The 18,014-nt window shown below is 45.6% G+C and carries 20 protein-coding genes and 1 pseudogene; 14 read left to right on the top strand and 7 right to left on the bottom strand.

What is annotated here, in order from left to right; all coding sequences use genetic code 11:
* Window positions 1–145: 145 nt before the first annotated feature.
* Together ACK1LH_RS17730 and ACK1LH_RS17725 are read left to right on the top strand one after the other, a co-directional pair.
* Window positions 146–1,651 carry a sodium-dependent transporter gene (locus ACK1LH_RS17730; protein ID WP_029284191.1) on the top strand — a complete coding sequence of 502 codons (1,506 nt, stop codon included), beginning with the start codon at window positions 146–148 and terminating at the stop codon, window positions 1,649–1,651.
* Window positions 1,651–1,755: a methionine/alanine import family NSS transporter small subunit gene (locus ACK1LH_RS17725; protein ID WP_139015515.1), complete on the top strand. Its 105-nt coding sequence runs from the start codon at window positions 1,651–1,653 to the stop codon at window positions 1,753–1,755. Before ACK1LH_RS17730 ends, ACK1LH_RS17725 begins: the two co-directional genes overlap by 1 nt.
* Window positions 1,756–1,793: 38 nt before the next feature.
* Here ACK1LH_RS17725 and ACK1LH_RS17720 read toward each other — a convergent pair whose 3' ends face one another.
* Window positions 1,794–2,774, bottom strand: coding sequence for a M23 family metallopeptidase (locus ACK1LH_RS17720; RefSeq protein ID WP_051827386.1), 981 nt, complete (start codon window positions 2,772–2,774; stop codon window positions 1,794–1,796).
* A 223-nt stretch (window positions 2,775–2,997) separates the two neighbouring features.
* Here ACK1LH_RS17720 and lipA point away from each other — a divergent pair, with 223 nt between their 5' ends.
* Complete coding sequence (lipA, locus tag ACK1LH_RS17715) at window positions 2,998–3,894, top strand: lipoyl synthase (RefSeq protein WP_029284187.1); 897 nt, start codon at window positions 2,998–3,000, stop codon at window positions 3,892–3,894.
* A 45-nt stretch (window positions 3,895–3,939) separates the two neighbouring features.
* On the opposite strand, the gene ACK1LH_RS17710 is transcribed toward lipA, so the two are convergent.
* The gene (locus tag ACK1LH_RS17710; RefSeq protein ID WP_029566662.1) at window positions 3,940–4,614 is read right to left on the bottom strand and encodes a YhcN/YlaJ family sporulation lipoprotein; all 675 of its coding nucleotides are present in this window, start codon (window positions 4,612–4,614) and stop codon (window positions 3,940–3,942) included.
* 109 nt (window positions 4,615–4,723) lie between these two features.
* On the opposite strand from ACK1LH_RS17710, the gene ACK1LH_RS17705 reads away from it, so the two are divergent.
* Complete coding sequence (locus ACK1LH_RS17705) at window positions 4,724–4,999, top strand: YutD family protein (RefSeq protein WP_029284183.1); 276 nt, start codon at window positions 4,724–4,726, stop codon at window positions 4,997–4,999.
* 31 nt (window positions 5,000–5,030) lie between these two features.
* Here ACK1LH_RS17705 and ACK1LH_RS17700 read toward each other — a convergent pair whose 3' ends face one another.
* Window positions 5,031–5,318: a hypothetical protein gene (locus tag ACK1LH_RS17700; protein ID WP_029284181.1), complete on the bottom strand. Its 288-nt coding sequence runs from the start codon at window positions 5,316–5,318 to the stop codon at window positions 5,031–5,033.
* A 51-nt stretch (window positions 5,319–5,369) separates the two neighbouring features.
* Window positions 5,370–5,636, bottom strand: a complete 267-nt coding sequence (locus ACK1LH_RS17695) for a DUF3055 domain-containing protein (RefSeq protein ID WP_029284179.1) — start codon at window positions 5,634–5,636, stop codon at window positions 5,370–5,372.
* A gap of 121 nt (window positions 5,637–5,757) precedes the next feature.
* On the opposite strand from ACK1LH_RS17695, the gene ACK1LH_RS17690 reads away from it, so the two are divergent.
* Window positions 5,758–6,195 carry a DUF86 domain-containing protein gene (locus ACK1LH_RS17690; protein WP_029566661.1) on the top strand — a complete coding sequence of 146 codons (438 nt, stop codon included), beginning with the start codon at window positions 5,758–5,760 and terminating at the stop codon, window positions 6,193–6,195.
* A 376-nt stretch (window positions 6,196–6,571) separates the two neighbouring features.
* A complete protein-coding gene (locus ACK1LH_RS17685) occupies window positions 6,572–7,342 on the top strand; it encodes a TIGR01457 family HAD-type hydrolase (RefSeq protein ID WP_411333781.1) in 771 nt (256 codons plus the stop codon).
* A 50-nt stretch (window positions 7,343–7,392) separates the two neighbouring features.
* Here ACK1LH_RS17685 and ACK1LH_RS17680 read toward each other — a convergent pair whose 3' ends face one another.
* Window positions 7,393–7,893 carry a phosphatidylglycerophosphatase A gene (locus tag ACK1LH_RS17680; protein WP_029284173.1) on the bottom strand — a complete coding sequence of 167 codons (501 nt, stop codon included), beginning with the start codon at window positions 7,891–7,893 and terminating at the stop codon, window positions 7,393–7,395.
* A gap of 163 nt (window positions 7,894–8,056) precedes the next feature.
* Here ACK1LH_RS17680 and yutH point away from each other — a divergent pair, with 163 nt between their 5' ends.
* The 7 genes from yutH (at window position 8,057) to ACK1LH_RS17645 (ending at window position 15,939) form a co-directional block, all read left to right on the top strand.
* Window positions 8,057–9,055, top strand: a complete 999-nt coding sequence (gene yutH, locus ACK1LH_RS17675) for a spore coat putative kinase YutH (protein ID WP_029284171.1) — start codon at window positions 8,057–8,059, stop codon at window positions 9,053–9,055.
* Window positions 9,056–9,119: 64 nt separating this feature from the next.
* The gene (locus tag ACK1LH_RS17670; protein ID WP_411333780.1) at window positions 9,120–10,085 is read left to right on the top strand and encodes a 2-hydroxyacid dehydrogenase; all 966 of its coding nucleotides are present in this window, start codon (window positions 9,120–9,122) and stop codon (window positions 10,083–10,085) included.
* Between the two features lie 53 nt (window positions 10,086–10,138).
* Window positions 10,139–10,312 (top strand): hypothetical protein, encoded by a 174-nt coding sequence (locus ACK1LH_RS17665; protein WP_158001668.1) that lies wholly within the window; start codon window positions 10,139–10,141, stop codon window positions 10,310–10,312.
* A 240-nt stretch (window positions 10,313–10,552) separates the two neighbouring features.
* Window positions 10,553–11,851: a homoserine dehydrogenase gene (locus ACK1LH_RS17660; RefSeq protein WP_029284167.1), complete on the top strand. Its 1,299-nt coding sequence runs from the start codon at window positions 10,553–10,555 to the stop codon at window positions 11,849–11,851.
* Entirely contained in the window at window positions 11,851–12,909 is a 1,059-nt protein-coding gene (gene thrC / locus ACK1LH_RS17655; protein ID WP_029566657.1) for a threonine synthase, read from the top strand. The genes ACK1LH_RS17660 and thrC overlap by 1 nt, the downstream gene beginning before the upstream one ends.
* A complete protein-coding gene (thrB, locus tag ACK1LH_RS17650) occupies window positions 12,906–13,841 on the top strand; it encodes a homoserine kinase (protein ID WP_029284163.1) in 936 nt (311 codons plus the stop codon). The genes thrC and thrB overlap by 4 nt, the downstream gene beginning before the upstream one ends.
* 124 nt (window positions 13,842–13,965) lie before the next feature.
* Window positions 13,966–15,939 (top strand): S9 family peptidase, encoded by a 1,974-nt coding sequence (locus tag ACK1LH_RS17645; protein WP_411333778.1) that lies wholly within the window; start codon window positions 13,966–13,968, stop codon window positions 15,937–15,939.
* A gap of 45 nt (window positions 15,940–15,984) precedes the next feature.
* On the opposite strand, the pseudogene ACK1LH_RS17640 reads toward ACK1LH_RS17645, so the two are convergent.
* Window positions 15,985–16,318: pseudogene (locus ACK1LH_RS17640) on the bottom strand (NifU family protein).
* A 104-nt stretch (window positions 16,319–16,422) separates the two neighbouring features.
* Between ACK1LH_RS17640 and ACK1LH_RS17635 the strand changes: the two are divergent.
* Window positions 16,423–16,749, top strand: a complete 327-nt coding sequence (locus ACK1LH_RS17635; RefSeq protein WP_029284157.1) for a YuzD family protein — start codon at window positions 16,423–16,425, stop codon at window positions 16,747–16,749.
* 81 nt (window positions 16,750–16,830) lie between these two features.
* Here ACK1LH_RS17635 and ACK1LH_RS17630 read toward each other — a convergent pair whose 3' ends face one another.
* Window positions 16,831–17,898: an NAD(P)/FAD-dependent oxidoreductase gene (locus ACK1LH_RS17630; protein WP_029284155.1), complete on the bottom strand. Its 1,068-nt coding sequence runs from the start codon at window positions 17,896–17,898 to the stop codon at window positions 16,831–16,833.
* Window positions 17,899–18,014: the final 116 nt, after the last annotated feature.

Genomic DNA, 18,014 nt, shown 5'->3' with positions numbered 1-18,014 from the left:
TTTACTATAATAAATTTCAAAAATCATTTTGACTTAGGCATAATGTCCGATTATACTATGTATAGTTATATTTAAATATCAGAAAATAATAAAAATTAAAATTCTTCCAAATTCGGAAGAAAAGGCTAAAGGGGGCTTTACACAAATGGATAATCGTCCACAGTGGGGAACAAGGGCAGGCTTTATTTTAGCGGCTGTCGGATCGGCAATCGGACTTGGAAACATCTGGCGTTTTCCTGGAGTGGCGTACGAAAACGGCGGAGGATCGTTTTTCATCCCGTACCTTTTCGCATTGCTGACAGCAGGTATTCCCCTGCTTGTAATGGAATTTACTCTAGGTCACAAGTACCGCGGTTCTGCACCTTTAACGTATGCACGGTTAAGCAAGAAGTTTGAATGGCTCGGATGGTGGCAGGTTGGAATAGCATTTGTCATTTCTACTTATTATTCTGTCATTATCGCATGGGCGATTTCATACAGCGGTTTTTCATTAAATTTAAGCTGGGGAAAAGACACTCAGACGTTCCTCTTTAATGATTACCTCCAAGCTGCAGCGCCTGGAGAACTTGGCGGATTTGCACCTGGAGTTCTCATTCCGCTCCTGATTGTATGGGTGGTTACACTTGGTGTTTTATTTGCCGGAGTTAAGAAAGGCATCGAGCTTGCAAACAAAATTTTCATTCCGACTTTAGTGGTCTTATTCTTAATTATTGTTATCAGAGCATTAACACTTGAAGGTGCTGCACTAGGTCTTGAGGCATTTTTCAAACCTGACTGGAGCATGATTGCAAACGGCAAAGTGTGGGTTGCTGCTTACGGGCAGATCTTCTTCAGTTTATCGATTGCATTTGCCATTATGGTTACGTACTCAAGCTATCTGCCTAAAAAATCGGATATTACAAACAATGCGTTCATTACAGGTTTCGGAAACTCTGCATTTGAGCTTCTTGCAGGAATCGGGGTTTTCAGTGCACTTGGTTTTATGGCCATGCAGCAGGGCGTTCCGGTAAGTGAAGTCGTTTCTAAAGGAATCGGTCTTGCATTTATCGTATTCCCGCAGATTATTAATGAATTCCCGGCATTTAACCAGCTTTTCGGATTCTTATTCTTCGCATCCCTGACGCTTGCCGGACTTACATCTCTCATTTCGATTGTTGAGACATTTGTTGCGGGTGTACAGGATAAATTCAATGTATCCCGTACGAAAGCCGTGCTGTTCGGAGGCGGAGTTTCAGCTATTATCTCTCTTCTGTTCGCAACAAGAGGCGGCATCAACTTCCTTGATGTAGCAGATGAGTTCATCAACAGCTTTGGTGTGGCTCTTGCAGGACTTGTAGAAGTAGTTGTTGTCATCTGGATCCTTAAGCAGGCAACAAATCTTCAAACTCATGCAAATCAGATTTCCGACATTCAATTAGGTTCTTGGTGGAAGATCTGTCTGGGTGTCATCACTCCAATCATCCTTGGCTACATGATGATTGATAAACTTAGAGCTGAGCCATACGGCGGAGGATCTTACTCAGGAGAATTCCTGCTTTACTCAGGCTGGCTCGTTGCAGCGGGCGCATTAATCGTCGGCATTCTGTTCTCCTTTATTTCATGGAAGAAGGATACAATTGAATTGCCGGCTGATAAGGAGGTATCACGCTGATGAGTGGTGGAGCTATTACAATGATGGTAGTCGGTATTGTTGTGATTTGGGGAGGTCTTGCAGCAAGCATTGCAAATGCAGTTGTGAAGGCCAAAAAGTCATAAAATGTTCGGGCCAGTCCTTAAAAGGGCTGGCCCGTTTCTTATTTACGCTTTCTGTACTCGGCACGTTCCCAAACCTTAAGCTGCGGAAAAGGGTCATAGGACCATTCTGTTCGTCCATTGTCCTTATACATTCCGTAATGAAGGTGCGGGGGGAACTTGCCGGATGTGCCTGGTGGGCCGTAGCCTGAGCTTCCCACAGAGCCGATGAGCTGCCCGGGTTCAACAATCTGTCCCACTTCAAGACCGTCTGCAAACCCATTTAAATGAGCAAAATAGTGATACGTGTTGGTGCTGTCGCGAATGCCGAGTCTCCAGCCGCCAAACATGTTCCACCCTTTCATTTCAATGATGCCATAGCAGGTGGAACGAACGGGAACACCGTAATTAGCAAAAATGTCGGTTCCTTCATGGATCCTTCTGCCGCCCCATCCGCGGGCATCTCCCCATGTGTTTTTGTAGCTGTAGTTAAATCTGATTGGAACCGGGAACGCATGCTGATCAAGATCCAGCCTGCCGTATTTTTTGAAAAGCTTCATATGTCCTGTAATTAAACCGATGGATTTATCGCGCTGGTAATAATCCCAAAGCCCGATTTTAATGTTTTCAAAATCAGTTCCATACGAAAGGAGATAATCGGCAAAGGATAAAAGAACATCTTCATCATTCGTGGGGTCTGCTCTCCCGTCTCCATTTCCGTCGATTCCAAGCCCGCCAAACAGCGCGATGCTTGCAGGGTTTGTGTCAGACTGATTTGGATTTTGGATGCCGGCCCATAATTCTGGACGAATATAAATGCCAATTACGCCCTTCGCTTTCGGAATATCATTGCGTGTTCTTCTCACATTGCGCTCATATTGATCAACAGATGCCAGCACATACCAGGGAATCTGAGTAATGGTCTCTGCATTTTTAAACAGAATCATTCTCTCCTGATTGATTTCTTCTGTGCTTTTCTCTGATCCAAGGACAGAGTGCGGTTGAATAAAGCAAAGAAAACATACACTAAACAGGGTCAACATTTTTCTCACATTACCGGTCTCCTTTACCCAATTTCATAACCTTAGTTTGGTGCTTCAGGAAGAATTCATATGTAGAAAATGTTAGTAATTGATCCAATCTCCATCCTTGTAGAACCGCACTCTGTTATGTTAAAGTGACAAGTGTACGTTTTAAGCGAATTTTCCTTTTTTCCTGATTATTTTGCCTAAAGAAACCTGACTATACATACTGGAGATGATTCAGATGGCTAAGAAAGAAGAATACCTGAGAAAGCCTGACTGGCTAAAAATAAAACTGAACACCAATGAAAATTACACAGGCCTTAAAAAAATGATGCGCGAAAATAATCTTCACACCGTTTGTGAAGAGGCAAAATGCCCGAACATTCACGAATGCTGGGCTGTGCGTAGAACGGCGACGTTCATGATCCTCGGGGACGTTTGTACCCGTGCATGCCGATTCTGCGCTGTCAAAACGGGCCTCCCAAACGAGCTTGATCTCAAAGAGCCGGAACGCGTTGCGGATTCAGTTGCCCTGATGAACCTGAAGCATGCGGTTATTACAGCGGTTGCCCGCGATGACCTCCGCGATGGCGGTGCCAATGTATTTGCTGAGACGGTTCGCGCTGTCCGCCGCAAAAATCCGTTTACTTCAATTGAAGTTCTTCCATCAGATATGGGCGGAGTGGAAGAAAACCTGAAAATTCTTATGGATGCAAGACCGGACATTCTTAACCATAATATTGAGACGGTTAAACGCCTTACACCAAGAGTCAGAGCCCGCGCCAAATACGACCGCTCCCTTGAATTTCTCCGCCGTGCGAAAGAAATGCAGCCTGATATTCCGACTAAATCAAGTCTGATGATCGGGCTTGGAGAAACAAAAGAAGAGATTATCGAAACAATGGATGATCTTCGCGCTAACAATGTTGATATTATGACAATCGGCCAGTATCTCCAGCCGTCCAAAAAACATCTTAAAGTCATCAAATACTACACGCCGGAAGAATTCGCAGAACTACGCGAAATCGCCATGAGCAAAGGCTTCAGCCACTGTGAGGCAGGACCGCTTGTAAGGTCTTCCTATCATGCAGATGAGCAGGTCAACGCTGCAACAAAAGCGAGACAGGCTCAGGCTTAATAGCTTTTCATAAGAAAAACCCGCATAGCTGCGGGTTTTTGCGTTTTATTTATATCTAGTTTCCTGATATTTATCCTTCATATCCTGATCCAGTTCTTCGTTTGTTTCGCCGTAGCCTTCTCCGTTAGGGTTTTCGCCTGTGTTGAGCTTGCGTCCCTGAGGGGATTTGAGCATTTCTTTGATTGTGCTGTTGATGATTTCGTCAATGTCACGGCTGTTGGCGTCAAGGCCCGAATAGCCTTCAATTTGCTTGATCATCCCCGGCTGGTCTGAGACATAGACATGATAATATCTTGGAATGGCGGAGATCGCTGCTTTCTTGACCATATCAGCGGTTTCAAAACGGTCTCTGTTTTTCTCCGCTTCATAGGCAATCAATACTTCTTCATCTGTTACAAGGGTAGCAGCATCCTCTATGCCAGGCAGCTGGATTACAAGATCTGATATCACATTTGCCAGCTGTTCATGGTCGATGCCGGGAACTTTGTTGTAGTCAATATCTCTGGCGAGGCCGCTTTTTTCGTGGCGGACATACCCAAAGTTTGACGTTGTGTTCTTTTCTCCTTTTTTCATCCCATCTTCGTTGTACAATTCGTTGCGGTCGTTGACATTGACCGTATTACCGCTTTCTTCAAAAAGGTCGTTTTCACTAGCTGTATTCTGGCATCCCGTGATGATGGCCATCCCGATTATGGACGCCGTGAACGCGATTTTCTTCATCGCAAACACCTCCGTAACCTTAGGTTTGCCAAAACATATCCAAACTTTCTTAGCAATTGATGGGGAAATCGATTATGATAGTAAATAATGCGGTTGAGAGGTGATAGTTGTGATAACTGTTCAAAATCATACTTTTGAATTGATTAAGGACGAGCGGAACGGCTTTAATGAAGAAGCATTCAAAGCGCGCTACTCTGAGATCCTGAACAAGTACGATTACATCGTGGGGGATTGGGGCTATAATCAGCTCAGGCTGAAAGGCTTTTTTGATGATCAGAACCAAAAAGCATCCTATGACACGAAAATCAGCACGCTTGACGAGTACATATTTGAGTACTGTAATTTCGGCTGTGCGCATTTCGTTTTAAAACGAATAAAGAAATAAGCCGCTGCGTAAAACAGCGGCTTGTATTTTTCTATTTGGCTGTATATGGAGGCTCTTCATTTTTCTCCGGGTCATCATGTGTCGGATGCGCTCCCGGGTACTGTCTTGGCAGGTTCTGATGAAGAGATTTGAACTCATAATTAAACGCACTGTAATAGCGCTGGCCTTCTTTCCACTCCGAGCTTTTATTCTCTACGGGCGTATTCTTTCCTCTTGGAGCGCCGTAAGGGCCTTCCGGTGTTATTTCCGGCAGGATGAAATTCCGCATGCTTTCCACATTCGAAAAATCTGTATACTCCCGTTTTTCTTTGTCATCCATTCAAGATCACCTGCTTTTTTACTTATTGTGCAGTAGCAGGACACTTCTTAATCAGACAATTTCATACAAAAATTCTCTAAGTTCATTTGCCTCATTTTCATCAAGGCCGTATGCATGTTCAATATAACCGGGCTCATTTAAATCATCTTCCCCGATAATGGCAAAGCGGCTGCTGAGCAGGTTCAGAACAAGGTGCTTTCCGTAATAGCGGTCGGATCTGACAATCGCCAGGTCAAACCGGCTGTTCTCTCCCATAAAGCTTACAAATCGTGTCTTTGTTTCAACCGTATCATCATATAAAAAAAATCGTTCAGACATCCATAATTCCCCTCTCATGCATCATTGTCTCTTAATAATAGCAGACGTCATCCAATCCTGAAACAAAGTGCTTTGAATGTGGTAAAATAAAAGCATTCAACTGTGCTGGGAGTGTAATGGGATGTATTTTGTCGATCGTGAAAAAATAGAAGAAACGCTTGTTTATTATGAGAAGAACCTGACTCTTTTTTCTGAGCAGAAGAACTGGGACACTGACCTTGAATTGAAAGCGCTTGAACGGCTTGCCCACATGCTGATTGAAGCCGTTTTAGATACAGGCAATGCCATCATCGACGGATTTATCATGCGTGACCCCGGGAGCTATGAAGACATCATCGACATCATGCTCGATGAAAAAGTAATCGGCGCTGATGAAGCAGACGGACTGAAAGCGGTAATCGCCTTCCGCAAGCAGCTCGTGCAGGAATACCTGGGCATTAACCACGGGGAATTAACACAATGCCTCCAGGAGCAAGCAGCCATACTTGCTTCATTTCCGGCACGTGTAAGAACCTATCTCGAAAATGAACTGGGACCCGTCTCTGCTTTTAGACATTAACAAATGAACGGATTATAATGAAGAGGCGCAATGATAATATTGCGTCTTATTTTGCTTTCTTCATAAAAAACTTGATTTAGATAAAATTTTTAAGCTCCAGTGGACTGCAGCGGAAGGCACTTGACTCCTTGTCCAGCTGCAGCGCTCAGGCTCCTCTGTCAGAACAAAATCCCCCAAAAAGTCAAACCCGGACTTTTCGGGTGATTTCTTATCTGACTGCCGGAGCAAAACGGGCGCTTCCGCATTTCTAAGGGATAAAGAGGGCACGGGAGACCCCGCAAACGAAGTGAGGAGGCTCCCGGCGCTCCCCGCGGAAAGCAAGTGGCTGGAGCGAAAGGGAACGGGTAAAATATCAAATACAGGGAGTGCACTCACTTTGAAAACATACAACGGCTATTTAATCGACCTCGACGGAACGATGTACCGCGGCAAAGAGCGGATTGAAGAAGCAAGTGACTTTGTCAAATTGCTGATTGAGAAAAAGATTCCCTATCTGTTTGTGACCAACAATTCATCAAGAACACCCCGGCAGGTAGCAGAAAAACTAAACACGTTTGACATTCCTGCAAGTGAAGATAAAGTGTTTACAACAAGCCAGGCAACTGCCAATTTTATCTGGGAGAAAAAACCGGATGCATCCGTGTATGTCATCGGGGAAGAGGGGATTCAAAAAGCTCTCATCGAACGCGGTTTTCAGCTTGTAGATGAAAACCCTGATTTCGTCGTATCCGGAATCGACAGGGATATCACTTATGAGAAACTCGCTCTCGGCTGCATTGCCGTCCGCAATGGGGCGACGTTTATCTCTACAAACGGAGACATTGCCATTCCAACAGAACGCGGACTTTTGCCGGGAAACGGTTCTCTCACATCTGTCATCGCTGTCAGCACAACTGTAGATCCGATCTTTATCGGCAAGCCTGAAAGTATTATTATGGAACAGGCTTTGAAAGTGCTCGGCACAAAACCTGAAGAAACGCTGATGGTAGGGGACAACTATGACACAGATATAAAAGCGGGAATGAATACAGGTCTTGATACCCTGCTTGTCCATACTGGCGTAACTCTGCGGGAGCACCTTGTGAACTACGATGAAAAGCCGACCTATACGGTTGATTCTCTTTCTGAGTGGTTTGAAAAAATATAAAGACAACCAAAAAGCTGCATCTTATTCTCTGGATGCAGCTTTTTGTGTACTCACTCTGTATTCTTCGCCCTGTGCGCCAGTCTGCTTGAGGCGGCGGCAGCGATGGCTCCAACGATGTCATCAAGGTAGGTATGGACCATTCCGGATGATTTATCGTTCAGGAATTTAAGGATTCCCGGTTTTTCTTTATCAATGTATCCGTAGTTGGTGAATCCTATTGATCCGTAAATGTTGACGATGGAGAGAGCGATGATCTCATCAACCCCGTAAAGGCTTTCGTCACTTTCAATGATGGCTTGCAGGGGTTCTTCAAGCATTTTCTTTTCAGCCAGGATATCTAATTGAATGCCGGTAAGGATGGCATTTTGAACTTCGCGTTTTGCAAGGACTCGATCTATATTTTCTAAACATTGATCGATTGTTAATGAAGGATGATATTTGACTTGCAGGAAGTATACGAGTTCTGCGATGTCATTGAGTGTGACTCCGCGGTCGGTTAACCATTGGCGTGCTGTTTTTTCGACAATGTCCATCTGTTCTTTATCTTTCATCCATTTCACCCAATCTTTTTTACCATTTTACGCAAATGGCTCTCTTAGTGTGTAACGAAAATGACAATCATTAAAAAGTGTTTAACTGCAGGGCCAAATTATACATAAATCGGCTAAGTTGCGATTACGATAGGATAAGGACTTTTTATACATGGGGGAGAATCTGGTGGAAAAATTGATTCGGGAACAGTACGGGCTTAGAATTGGAGAGACATTCCGGGTAGGTCACTACGATGCGTTTTCGCATCATCAGCATGTGTATTTAATTGTGCCGGTTTCCCACTATGAAGATGAAGAGCTTTATGAGCTTTACCATATGAGCCAGTACCTGCTTGAACGGGGAGATCCCTTCGTGGCCGTTTTTTTGCTGACAAAACAGGGGAATTTGTATATAGAATGGGAAAAGCGGAAATACGGCATTCTGAAAACATCATACGTGCAGGGCGAGCGTGTGTTTCAGGTAGGCAGAGAGCTTGCCCGTTTTCATCAGAAGGCAAGAAGCTATCCGTATCAGGTGTCTAAAATCAGCCGGATCGGGCAGTGGAAAAATCTTTGGGAAAAGCGGACAGATCAGCTGGAAGGCTTCTGGAGGGGAAAGGTGAATTCCCAGCCGCTTGATTCATTTGAGAAGATGTTTGCTGAATCGTTTCCATATTATATGGGGATTGCGGAGAATGCCATTCAGTATTTGGTCGACACAGAGCTTGATGATGAGCCTCAGCCGATCGATTCTGCGACAGTATGCCACAATCGCTTTTATTCCCATACGTGGAGGTCTTCAGGTCTGGTTAAGGTTCCGACAGACTGGGTGTTTGATCATTGCAGCAGGGATATTGCGGAATACTTGAGAAACCAGTTTTTTGAGGAGCCGGAGTCGCTCCGCCAGGAAGGTTTTCAGTTTTTAGAGGACTATGACAGGACAACGCCGCTGTCGTCTTTTTCCTGGAGGCTGATCTATAGCAGGATGCTGCTTCCGATTCACTATTTCGAATGCATTGAAGATTATTACTTATCCGCTGAAACCGATAAGCCTTATTATGAGGCGAAGCTTGCAGATATGCTGAAAAACTCTTCAAGATACGAAGGGTTCCTGAAATCCTATGAACAGCTTCTGTCGATGAGAACGAAAAAAATTTATTTGCCCTCCATTCACTGGCTGTAGGCTTATTTCCTCCCTCTCATGCCTGATATGATAAGATAAAAGAAAATGAGTAAAGGGTGAGAGGATGGAAATGCCTTCTGTGTTTGTTGCGAGAAAGCTTCCGGAAGAAGTTTTGAAAGCGCTTAGAACGTTCGCTGATGTCGAGATGTGGGATAAAGAAGATGAAGTGTGCCCGAGGGATCTCCTGCTTGAAAAAGCAAAAACCTCTGATGCTCTGCTGACCATGCTTTCTGACCAGGTCGACAAGGAGCTGCTTGATGCGTGTGAAGGGGTAAAAGTAATCGCCAATCTTGCTGTCGGCTATGACAATGTGGATGTGGAATATGCGAAGGAAAAAGGCATCATCATAACCAATACGCCGGATGTTCTGACGGAAACAACAGCAGATTTAACCTTTTTGCTGCTCATGTCTGCTGCAAGAAGAGTGACGGAAGCGGCTGCTTACATAAAAGAAGGAAAATGGACAAGCTGGAGCCCGATGCTGCTTGCTGGGGCAGATGTCCATCATAAAACAATCGGCATTGTCGGGATGGGGAATATAGGACGGGCTGTTGCCAAGAGGGCAAAAGGGTTTGATATGAACATTCTTTATCATAACCGTTCAAGAGATACGGAGGCGGAAGAAAGTCTCGGAGCCGAATACAGGTCATTTGAGGACCTGCTGCAAGCGTCTGATTTTGTTGTCTGCATGACGCCATTAACAAGTGAAACAAAAGGGATGTTTGATGCCGGCGCTTTCAAAAAAATGAAGCGGGAGGCCATTTTCGTCAACACATCTCGCGGAGGCACCGTTGTCGAGGAAGACCTGATTGCGGCACTTCGGAACGGTGTGATTGCAGGAGCGGGGCTGGATGTATTCGAAAACGAACCGATCCGTGCAGATCACCCCATTTTGCAATTGGAAAACGCTGTGGCGCTTCCCCATATAGGAAGTGCTACACGGGAAACGAGATTTGCCATGATGGCATGCTCCATAGAGAATATTAAACAAATCCTTGAAGGGAAAAAGCCGCTTACACCTGTCCGTTAGATTAGCCGTTTGGAAAAAGGGGTATAAGACCTTCAAAACGGGAGGGATCTGACTTGAACAGTTTTTTAGTGCAGTATACGGATAAAGAAACGATGGAACGGGTTTTTGACGGCCCTGTTTTTCCTACAGAGGAAGAAGCAATGAGGGAAAAAGAAAAACTCGAAATGAAGGGTCACATGGATGTAGTTGTCGAAAGCGAGAACGACATTCAGCTTGACCGCGAATAACACGTGCGTGCGGGAGATTTCCTGCACGCTTTTTTTAATGGATGAGCATGAACAAGCCAACCAGTTTTACAAAAAATATAAACAGCGGTCCAGCAGGAAAGAAAGCGATTACAATAAAATTACTGAAAATTCTCTATTGATAAGCAATGGCACACTGTTTATAATGACAATAATAGAAAATGTCTATCATACATAAACAAATGTATTTCTAAGAAAGACATCAAGGGAGTGGAAGAAATCATGAATGCGATTCACGTTGGATTATTAGGGCTCGGAACAGTCGGAAGCGGCGTTGTGAAAATTATTGAAGATCACCAGGATAAGCTGATGCATCAGGTAGGCTGCCCTGTTAAAGTGAAAAAAGTTCTTGTTCAGGACATAGATAAGAAACGGCAAATTGAGTTTGGGAAAGATCTTTTGACGAAAAATGCAGATGAGGTCATCCATGACCCTGAGATTGATGTTGTAATAGAAGTGATGGGCGGCGTTGAGCTTACGAAAGAATATATCCTTCAGGCTCTGCAGGCGAAAAAGCACGTAGTCACAGCCAACAAAGATCTGATGGCGGTTTACGGCACGGAGCTGCTGGATGCTGCAACTGAAAATGGATGCGACTTATTCTATGAAGCCAGTGTCGCGGGAGGCATTCCTATTTTAAGAAGTTTGGTAGACGGACTTGCATCAGACCGGATTACAAAAATGATGGGGATTGTAAACGGAACAACAAATTTTATTTTAACAAAAATGAGCAAGCACGGAAGTCCGTACGGAGAAGTGCTGAAAGAAGCGCAGGAGCTTGGATATGCTGAATCAGATCCGACTGCGGATGTGGAAGGACTTGATGCTGCGAGAAAAATGGCCATTCTGGCACGGCTTGGTTTTTCCATGCATGTAGATTTAGAGGATGTCAGTGTTAAAGGGATCAGCGAAGTGACGGATGAGGACATCAGCTACAGCAAACGCCTCGGCTACACAATGAAGCTGATCGGGATTGCAAACAGAACGCGCGACAAGGTCGAGGTCAGCGTTCAGCCGACCCTGCTTCCTGACTTTCATCCGCTTGCATCAGTAAACAATGAGTACAACGCTGTTTATGTGTACGGTGAGGCAGTCGGCGAAACGATGTTTTACGGACCGGGGGCAGGAAGCCTGCCGACGGCAACGGCCGTTGTTTCAGATCTTGTCGGTGTGATGAAAAACATGAGACTTGGGGTTAACGGCCGCAGTGCCGTCCTTCCTCAATATGAAAAGGCGCTCAAGCAGAGTGATGAAATTTATGCCCAGCATTTCCTGCGCATTCATGTAAAAGACCAGGTCGGGGCTTTTTCAACGATTACATCCCTGTTTTCAGAACGCGGGGTCAGCTTTGAAAAAATTCTTCAGCTGCCGCTTAAAAACAGCAGCCTTGCTGAAATTGTCATTGTCACGCACCAGGCTTCAAATAAAGATTTTGATGAAATTCTCGGAAACCTGCTGGACCTTGAAGTTGTGCAGGGCATTAAGAGTTCATACCGCGTAGAAGGGAACGGATATTCATGATGTGGAAAGGCCTTTTGAATCAATACCGCAATTATTTGCCTGTGAACGACCAGACTCCTTTGCTTACGTTGAACGAGGGCAATACGCCTCTGGTGTTTCTGCCGGTGCTTTCAGAAAAGCTTGGTCTTGAACTCTATGCAAAAACAGAAGGAGCCAACCCGACCGGTTCATTCAAGGACCGCGGAATGGTCATGGCTGTTGCTAAAGCAAAAGAAGAGGGAAGCGATACGGTCATATGCGCTTCAACGGGAAATACATCAGCGGCTGCGGCAGCTTATGCGGCGCGCGCGAAGATGCGCTGCATCATCGTTATCCCTGACGGCAAAATTGCGTTCGGCAAACTTGCCCAGGCGGTAATGTACGGTGCTGAAATTATCGCCATCAAGGGAAACTTTGATCAGGCCCTTACAATGGTCCGCAGCATGTCAGAAAAGCTTCCTATTACTCTTGTAAACTCTGTCAACCCATATAGACTTGAAGGCCAGAAAACAGCGGCATTCGAGCTTTGTGACGCATTAGGCGCAGCTCCGGACGTGCTGGCGATTCCAGTCGGCAACGCAGGCAACATTTCAGCCTACTGGAAAGGATTCAAAGAATATCACGAGCATCATCAGACAGGGCTTCCCCAGATGCACGGCTTTGAGGCGGAAGGTGCTGCGGCGATCGTTCGAAATCAGATTATTGAAGATCCTGAAACGATTGCAACGGCTATCCGGATTGGAAATCCTGCAAGCTGGGATAAAGCCGTACAGGCAGCTGAGCAGTCCGGCGGTTTCATTGATGAAGTAACAGATGCAGAAATTGTGGAGGCCTACCAGCTTCTTGCCAGAACAGAAGGCATTTTTGCCGAACCTGCATCTTGCGCTTCCATTGCAGGGCTGATTAAAAACGCAAAAAAAGGCGTGTATCAAAGAGGTTCCAAAGCAGTAGCGGTCCTGACTGGAAACGGCTTGAAGGATCCGAATACGGCCATTGATGTTTCATCTATAAAGCCTGCGGTTCTGCCGAATGACGAGCGTGCTGTCATGGAGCAGCTAAAAGGAGTCGGTGCATGGTGAATGAAGGTGACATGCTTAAAATAAGGGTGCCGGGCAGCACGGCGAACCTCGGTCCCGGCTTTGATTCTGTCGGTCTTGCAGTCAGCAGGTATCTTGAACTGAATGTCACAAGGGACCACAGCTGGACATTTGTTCCCCTGAATGATGAAATGGCTGATATTCCGGAAGGCAAGGAAAATTTGATTTATCAGGTGGCTGAGCAGGTTGCCGGCACCTGTCATGCAAAGCTTCCACCCTGCAGAGTTGAAGTATGGAGCGATATCCCAATGGCAAGGGGGCTCGGAAGCAGCGCCGCCGCCATCGTTGCAGGCGTAGAGCTTGCAAATGAGTTGTGCAGACTCGAGCTTACTATGAAAGAAAAGCTTCATTTTGCAAGCCTGATTGAAGGACATCCGGATAATGCAGGTGCTTCGCTGTACGGAGGTCTGGTTGTAGGTATTCACCAGGAGCACGAAACAGAGCTCGTGTCCGTCCAGCAGGTGGATGTTGAGCTGGTTGCGGTTGTCCCCCCTTATAAACTTTATACAAAGGATGCGAGGGATGTCCTTCCAGGGTACCTTGAGTACAGCGGGGCAGTTGAAGCAAGTGCAGTAAGCAACGTCCTTGTTGCCGCCGTGCTTTCAAATAACTGGCCGTTGGCAGGAAAAATGATGCAGAAAGATTTGTTTCATCAGCCATACAGAGGAACACTCATTAAAGAACTTTCCCGAGTGCAGGAAGCTGTACTCGAAGCAGGTGCTTACGGCGCTGCCCTAAGCGGCGCAGGCCCGACCGTCCTTGCGTTTGCTGCAAAAGGCAAAGGGAAGGCTCTTGCAGATGTGCTTAAAGTGAAGTTTCCCAAATGTGAAGTTGAAGTGCTGGAACCCGTTCTTGAAGGATCAAACGTTTACTATGAAAAGGGTGCGGGACAAGTTCATGACTCGATCGGCTGAAAGCATTCTCAGGATGAGGATGCTTTTTTTCAGTTTAAAATCAAAGGCAGAGAAGGAAAACTATTTAGCTTGTCGAAATAAATAGAATAAGAGCAAATTTAAGAGAAAGAATGGTGTTAGTAAAATGGAAAAAAGGGTCATTGCTGCAGAAGATTTATACAAACTGAAGTCCGTCAACGATCCGCAAATGTCACCCTGCGGAACGAAAGCTGTATACGTTGAAACATCCATTCAGGAAGAAAAACATCACTACATATCGAACCTGTTTTTGCTTGATTTAAAAACAGGCGAGAAGGTTCAATGGACATTTGGCGAACACAGAAATACATCGCCAAGATGGTCTCCGGATGGCAGCAGGCTTGCCTTTTTGTCCAGCAGAAGCGGGAAAAATCAGCTTTACGTCATGTCAGCAGGAGGGGGAGAAGCAAAAGCACTGACAGAAGAGCACCTTGCCGTTTCACAGCCTGTGTGGAGTCCGGACAGTGCGAGCATCCTCGTTTCACTTGCGCTTGCTCCTGAAGATACACTCGAAAAAGCGAAAGAAGAGGACAAGCAGCCCCAACCGCTCGTTGTGGAAGATATGAGATATAAGTCGGATGCTTCGGGATTTGTCAGAAACAAAAAAAGACAGCTGGCTGTTGCGGATGCAGAAACCGGAAAACTCAAACTGCTTGGGTTCAGAGAATATGACTGCAGCGACGCAGCCTGGTCGCCTGATGGAAAGGCTATAGTTTTTACATCCAATATGACGGATGACCCTGACCAAAACCTGATTTCAGATGTCTATATTCTGTCCCTTGACGGGCATGATCTGACAAAACTGACAAACAGCAATGGATTTTACGGCCATCCCTCCTGGTCGCCTGACGGCAAGTACGTATCCTTTTTAGGACACGAAAAAGAGTATCTTGGGGCTACTTTCTCAAAAATCTGGCTGTCTGATCGTGAAACTGGAGAGCTTTCCTGTTATTCTGCAGATTGGGATGTCCATATCAGTGATGCGGCGGTGGCAGATTTTATTTCGGGAAGTGTCTATCCTGGACTTATCTGGACGGAAGACAGCCAGGGCTTTTATTTCATTCTGACGGATCAGGGAAATACAGGCGCTTACTACGGTTCGCTTGAAGGCCAGACAGTTCCTGTCCGCTTTGAAAACGAGCACGTCTATGGGTTGTCCGTTCATGTTCAAAGCCATACGGCGGTCCTTGGCATCAGCCGTCCGGATCACCCGAGTGACCTTCACTTCTTCGATTTCAGCACAGGTGAAAACAGGCAGCTGACAAGCATTAATGAAGCTTTTTTAAACGAAGTGGAGCTCTCTGTTCCGGAAGCAATTGCGTATAAGGCGGAGGACGGACTTGAGATTCACGGGTGGATCATGAAACCGGCAGGCTATCAGGAAGGCGAGAAGTACCCGCTTGTCCTTGAAATCCACGGCGGTCCGCATGCCATGTATGCCAACACCTATTTCCATGAGTTCCAAATGCTTGCTGCGAGCGGAAAAGCGGTTCTTTACACAAATCCGCGAGGAAGCCATGGATACGGCCAGCATTTCGTTGACGGGGTCCGGGGAGACTATGGCGGAAGCGACTACACGGACTTGATGAGTGCAGTCGACTATGCGCTGAAAACATATGATTTTATTGATGAGGAGCGGCTTGGTGTAACGGGAGGAAGCTACGGCGGCTTTATGACAAACTGGATTGTCGGCCATACAAACCGGTTTAAAGCAGCAGTGACACAGCGTTCAATTTCCAACTGGATCAGCTTTTACGGAGTAAGCGACATCGGGTACTACTTTACTGAATGGGAGCTTGGCGGGAATCTGATTGATGACTTCGAGAAGCTGTGGCACCATTCGCCTTTGAAGTACGTAAAGAACGTCGAAACACCGCTTCTTATCCTTCACGGCGAAAAGGACTACCGCTGCCCTGTTGAGCAGGCAGAACAGCTTTACATTGCTCTGAAGCAGCTGAAAAAAGAGACTAAGCTGGTCCGTTTCCCTGAAGCCAACCATGAACTGTCAAGAAGCGGGCATCCAAAGCTCAGAATTGACCGCCTGAATCATATTAAGGAATGGTTTGATAAATACCTGTAAATAAAAAAAGATGGTGAGCGGACTCACCATCTTTTTTCTATTTCATTAAAAAACCTGCTCTACTTCAACAACACCAGGAACTTCCTCTAAAAGAGCGCGTTCGATACCGGCTTTAAGTGTGATTGTTGAACTTGGGCAGCTTCCGCATGCACCAAGAAGACGAAGCTTAACAATGCCGTCCTCCACATCAACCAGTTCACAGTCCCCGCCGTCGCGAAGAAGGAACGGACGCAATTTATCAAGTACTTCCTGAACTTGTTCGATCATATGAGTTTCTGTTGCCATTTTAAATCGACTCCTTCCTTATCTTGCTATTATATTCAAAATGCTTCTGAAAATCTATTGTTTTGACTGGTGCAAATTCTGTAATCAGTTCTATTTTAACACACTCTGCAGGGAATAAAAATGGATAGAACCCTGTATTTTTCATGGCAAAAATGCACACTGTCCCTTACAATGAAAGGAAAGAAAAGGGGGAGAACGATGGATAAACGATTAAAGGTTTTTGTGTACGGTGCTGAAGTGCTCTGTCCGAGCTGTGTGAACCTCCCTTCAACAAAAGATACATGCGAATGGCTAGAAGCAGCTCTCACACGCAAATTCCCGCAGCAGCCCTTTCATATTGAATATGTGGATATCTACCAGGAGCACGAAGATGAAGAGAAAAAGGAATTTGCAGAAAAGATTGCGAATGATGAATACTTCTATCCGCTTGTCGTTATTAATGGAGAAGTGGTGGGAGAAGGCAGTCCGAAATTAAAAGTGATTTATGCGGAAATGGAAAAGCACGGCTACGTTTCAGCATCGTGAAAAAAGACAAAGAAAACGCAAGGCTGCAGACAGCCTTGCGTTTTTATTATGTGAGCACAGTCAGGAGATGCATCCTGTCCTTTACCCGTTATGATACTTGTACATCCAAAGAATCCCGGATTTCAAAAGTCTAGGGACACGTCCAATCAGCGGACGGTCATTTACAAGGCCAAAGCCATGTTTTTTTCCAAGTGATCCGAGCACGCCTTTTAATTTGAAGGCAGGGAAGTTTTGCGGAAGTTCTTCCCCATTCCATTTTTTCAGCAGTACCTGAACAATTTGCTCGGCCTGTGCTTCAGCAAGCTGGGCACTTGGAGCATGAGGGAGACTCGCGCAGTCGCCGACAACGAAAGCATCCTCATAATCAGGAAGAAAATGCTGCTTCGTCAGGATGACCCTTCCCTGCGGATCTTTTTCAACCGGAAGGTCTCTGACTACTTTGTTTGGCTGAATGCCGGCTGTCCATACGATGGCATCATATGTAAGCGGCTCATCATGATTGTAGAGAACGTTTTGCTCTACTTTTGTCACATTCGCGCTGTTCACGATTGTCACGCCATGGTCTTCAAACCAGCCTTGTACATATTTGCTCAACCGTTCAGGGAAGCTTGAGAGAATATTCTTGCCGCGGTCATATAATGTGATTTTCAGATCTTTGCGGCTTTCTCTGAGCTCACTGGCAAGCTCAACTCCGCTTAGGCCTGCGCCAACGATTGCAACAGATGCTCCGCCGCTCAGGTTGTTAAGCAGCTGATACGTTTCTCGTGACTGGTCAATGGTCTGGATGCTGTGTGTGTATTCCTTTGCTCCCGGAACATTGTGATACTTGTCCTCACAGCCAAGGCCGATAATCAGATCATCGTATGAAATCGGTTCCTGATTGGCCAAATAAACCTTTTTTTCCTGAAGGTCAATAGAAGTAATCTCCCCGTAGGCTGTGTTCAGACGCTCATGCTCAGGAAAATCGACGCGGATGTGGTGGTCTGAAATCGTTCCCGCAGCAAGCGCGTAATATTCCGTTTTTAAGCAGTGATAGGGATTTTTATCTATGAGTGTTATTTGCACATCATCAGGCAGCTGTCCAGGAAGCAGCCTGTGCAGGATGCGCATTCCGCCGTATCCGCCGCCAAGAATAACTAAGTTCTTCATTGCAGATTCCCCTTTTTCTCCTCATTAAGCGAGTATATTCTAATCTATTTTATGGATGATTCATAAGAAAACCTTTGCAATATGCCATATAAAAGTATAACGAATTTGCAGATAAA

The organism is Metabacillus indicus, assembly GCF_046603695.1.
Taxonomy (GTDB): Bacteria; Bacillota; Bacilli; order Bacillales; family Bacillaceae; genus Bacillus_P; species Bacillus_P indicus.
Note: the sequence above shows the minus strand (reverse complement) of the source record. Positions and strands in the feature narration are given on the sequence as shown.

Coding starts and splice junctions, on each gene's coding strand:
- ACK1LH_RS17690 (WP_029566661.1), top strand. CDS start 5,758: ATGTATTTTGTCGATCGTGAAAAAATAGAAGAAACGCTTGTTTATTAT.
- ACK1LH_RS17700 (WP_029284181.1), bottom strand. CDS start 5,318: ATGGATGACAAAGAAAAACGGGAGTATACAGATTTTTCGAATGTGGAA.
- ACK1LH_RS17695 (WP_029284179.1), bottom strand. CDS start 5,636: ATGTCTGAACGATTTTTTTTATATGATGATACGGTTGAAACAAAGACA.
- ACK1LH_RS17730 (WP_029284191.1), top strand. CDS start 146: ATGGATAATCGTCCACAGTGGGGAACAAGGGCAGGCTTTATTTTAGCG.
- ACK1LH_RS17680 (WP_029284173.1), bottom strand. CDS start 7,893: ATGAAAGATAAAGAACAGATGGACATTGTCGAAAAAACAGCACGCCAA.
- thrC (WP_029566657.1), top strand. CDS start 11,851: ATGTGGAAAGGCCTTTTGAATCAATACCGCAATTATTTGCCTGTGAAC.
- ACK1LH_RS17660 (WP_029284167.1), top strand. CDS start 10,553: ATGAATGCGATTCACGTTGGATTATTAGGGCTCGGAACAGTCGGAAGC.
- ACK1LH_RS17725 (WP_139015515.1), top strand. CDS start 1,651: ATGAGTGGTGGAGCTATTACAATGATGGTAGTCGGTATTGTTGTGATT.
- ACK1LH_RS17645 (WP_411333778.1), top strand. CDS start 13,966: ATGGAAAAAAGGGTCATTGCTGCAGAAGATTTATACAAACTGAAGTCC.
- ACK1LH_RS17710 (WP_029566662.1), bottom strand. CDS start 4,614: ATGAAGAAAATCGCGTTCACGGCGTCCATAATCGGGATGGCCATCATC.
- lipA (WP_029284187.1), top strand. CDS start 2,998: ATGGCTAAGAAAGAAGAATACCTGAGAAAGCCTGACTGGCTAAAAATA.
- ACK1LH_RS17720 (WP_051827386.1), bottom strand. CDS start 2,774: ATGTTGACCCTGTTTAGTGTATGTTTTCTTTGCTTTATTCAACCGCAC.
- ACK1LH_RS17670 (WP_411333780.1), top strand. CDS start 9,120: ATGGAAATGCCTTCTGTGTTTGTTGCGAGAAAGCTTCCGGAAGAAGTT.
- ACK1LH_RS17630 (WP_029284155.1), bottom strand. CDS start 17,898: ATGAAGAACTTAGTTATTCTTGGCGGCGGATACGGCGGAATGCGCATC.
- ACK1LH_RS17635 (WP_029284157.1), top strand. CDS start 16,423: ATGGATAAACGATTAAAGGTTTTTGTGTACGGTGCTGAAGTGCTCTGT.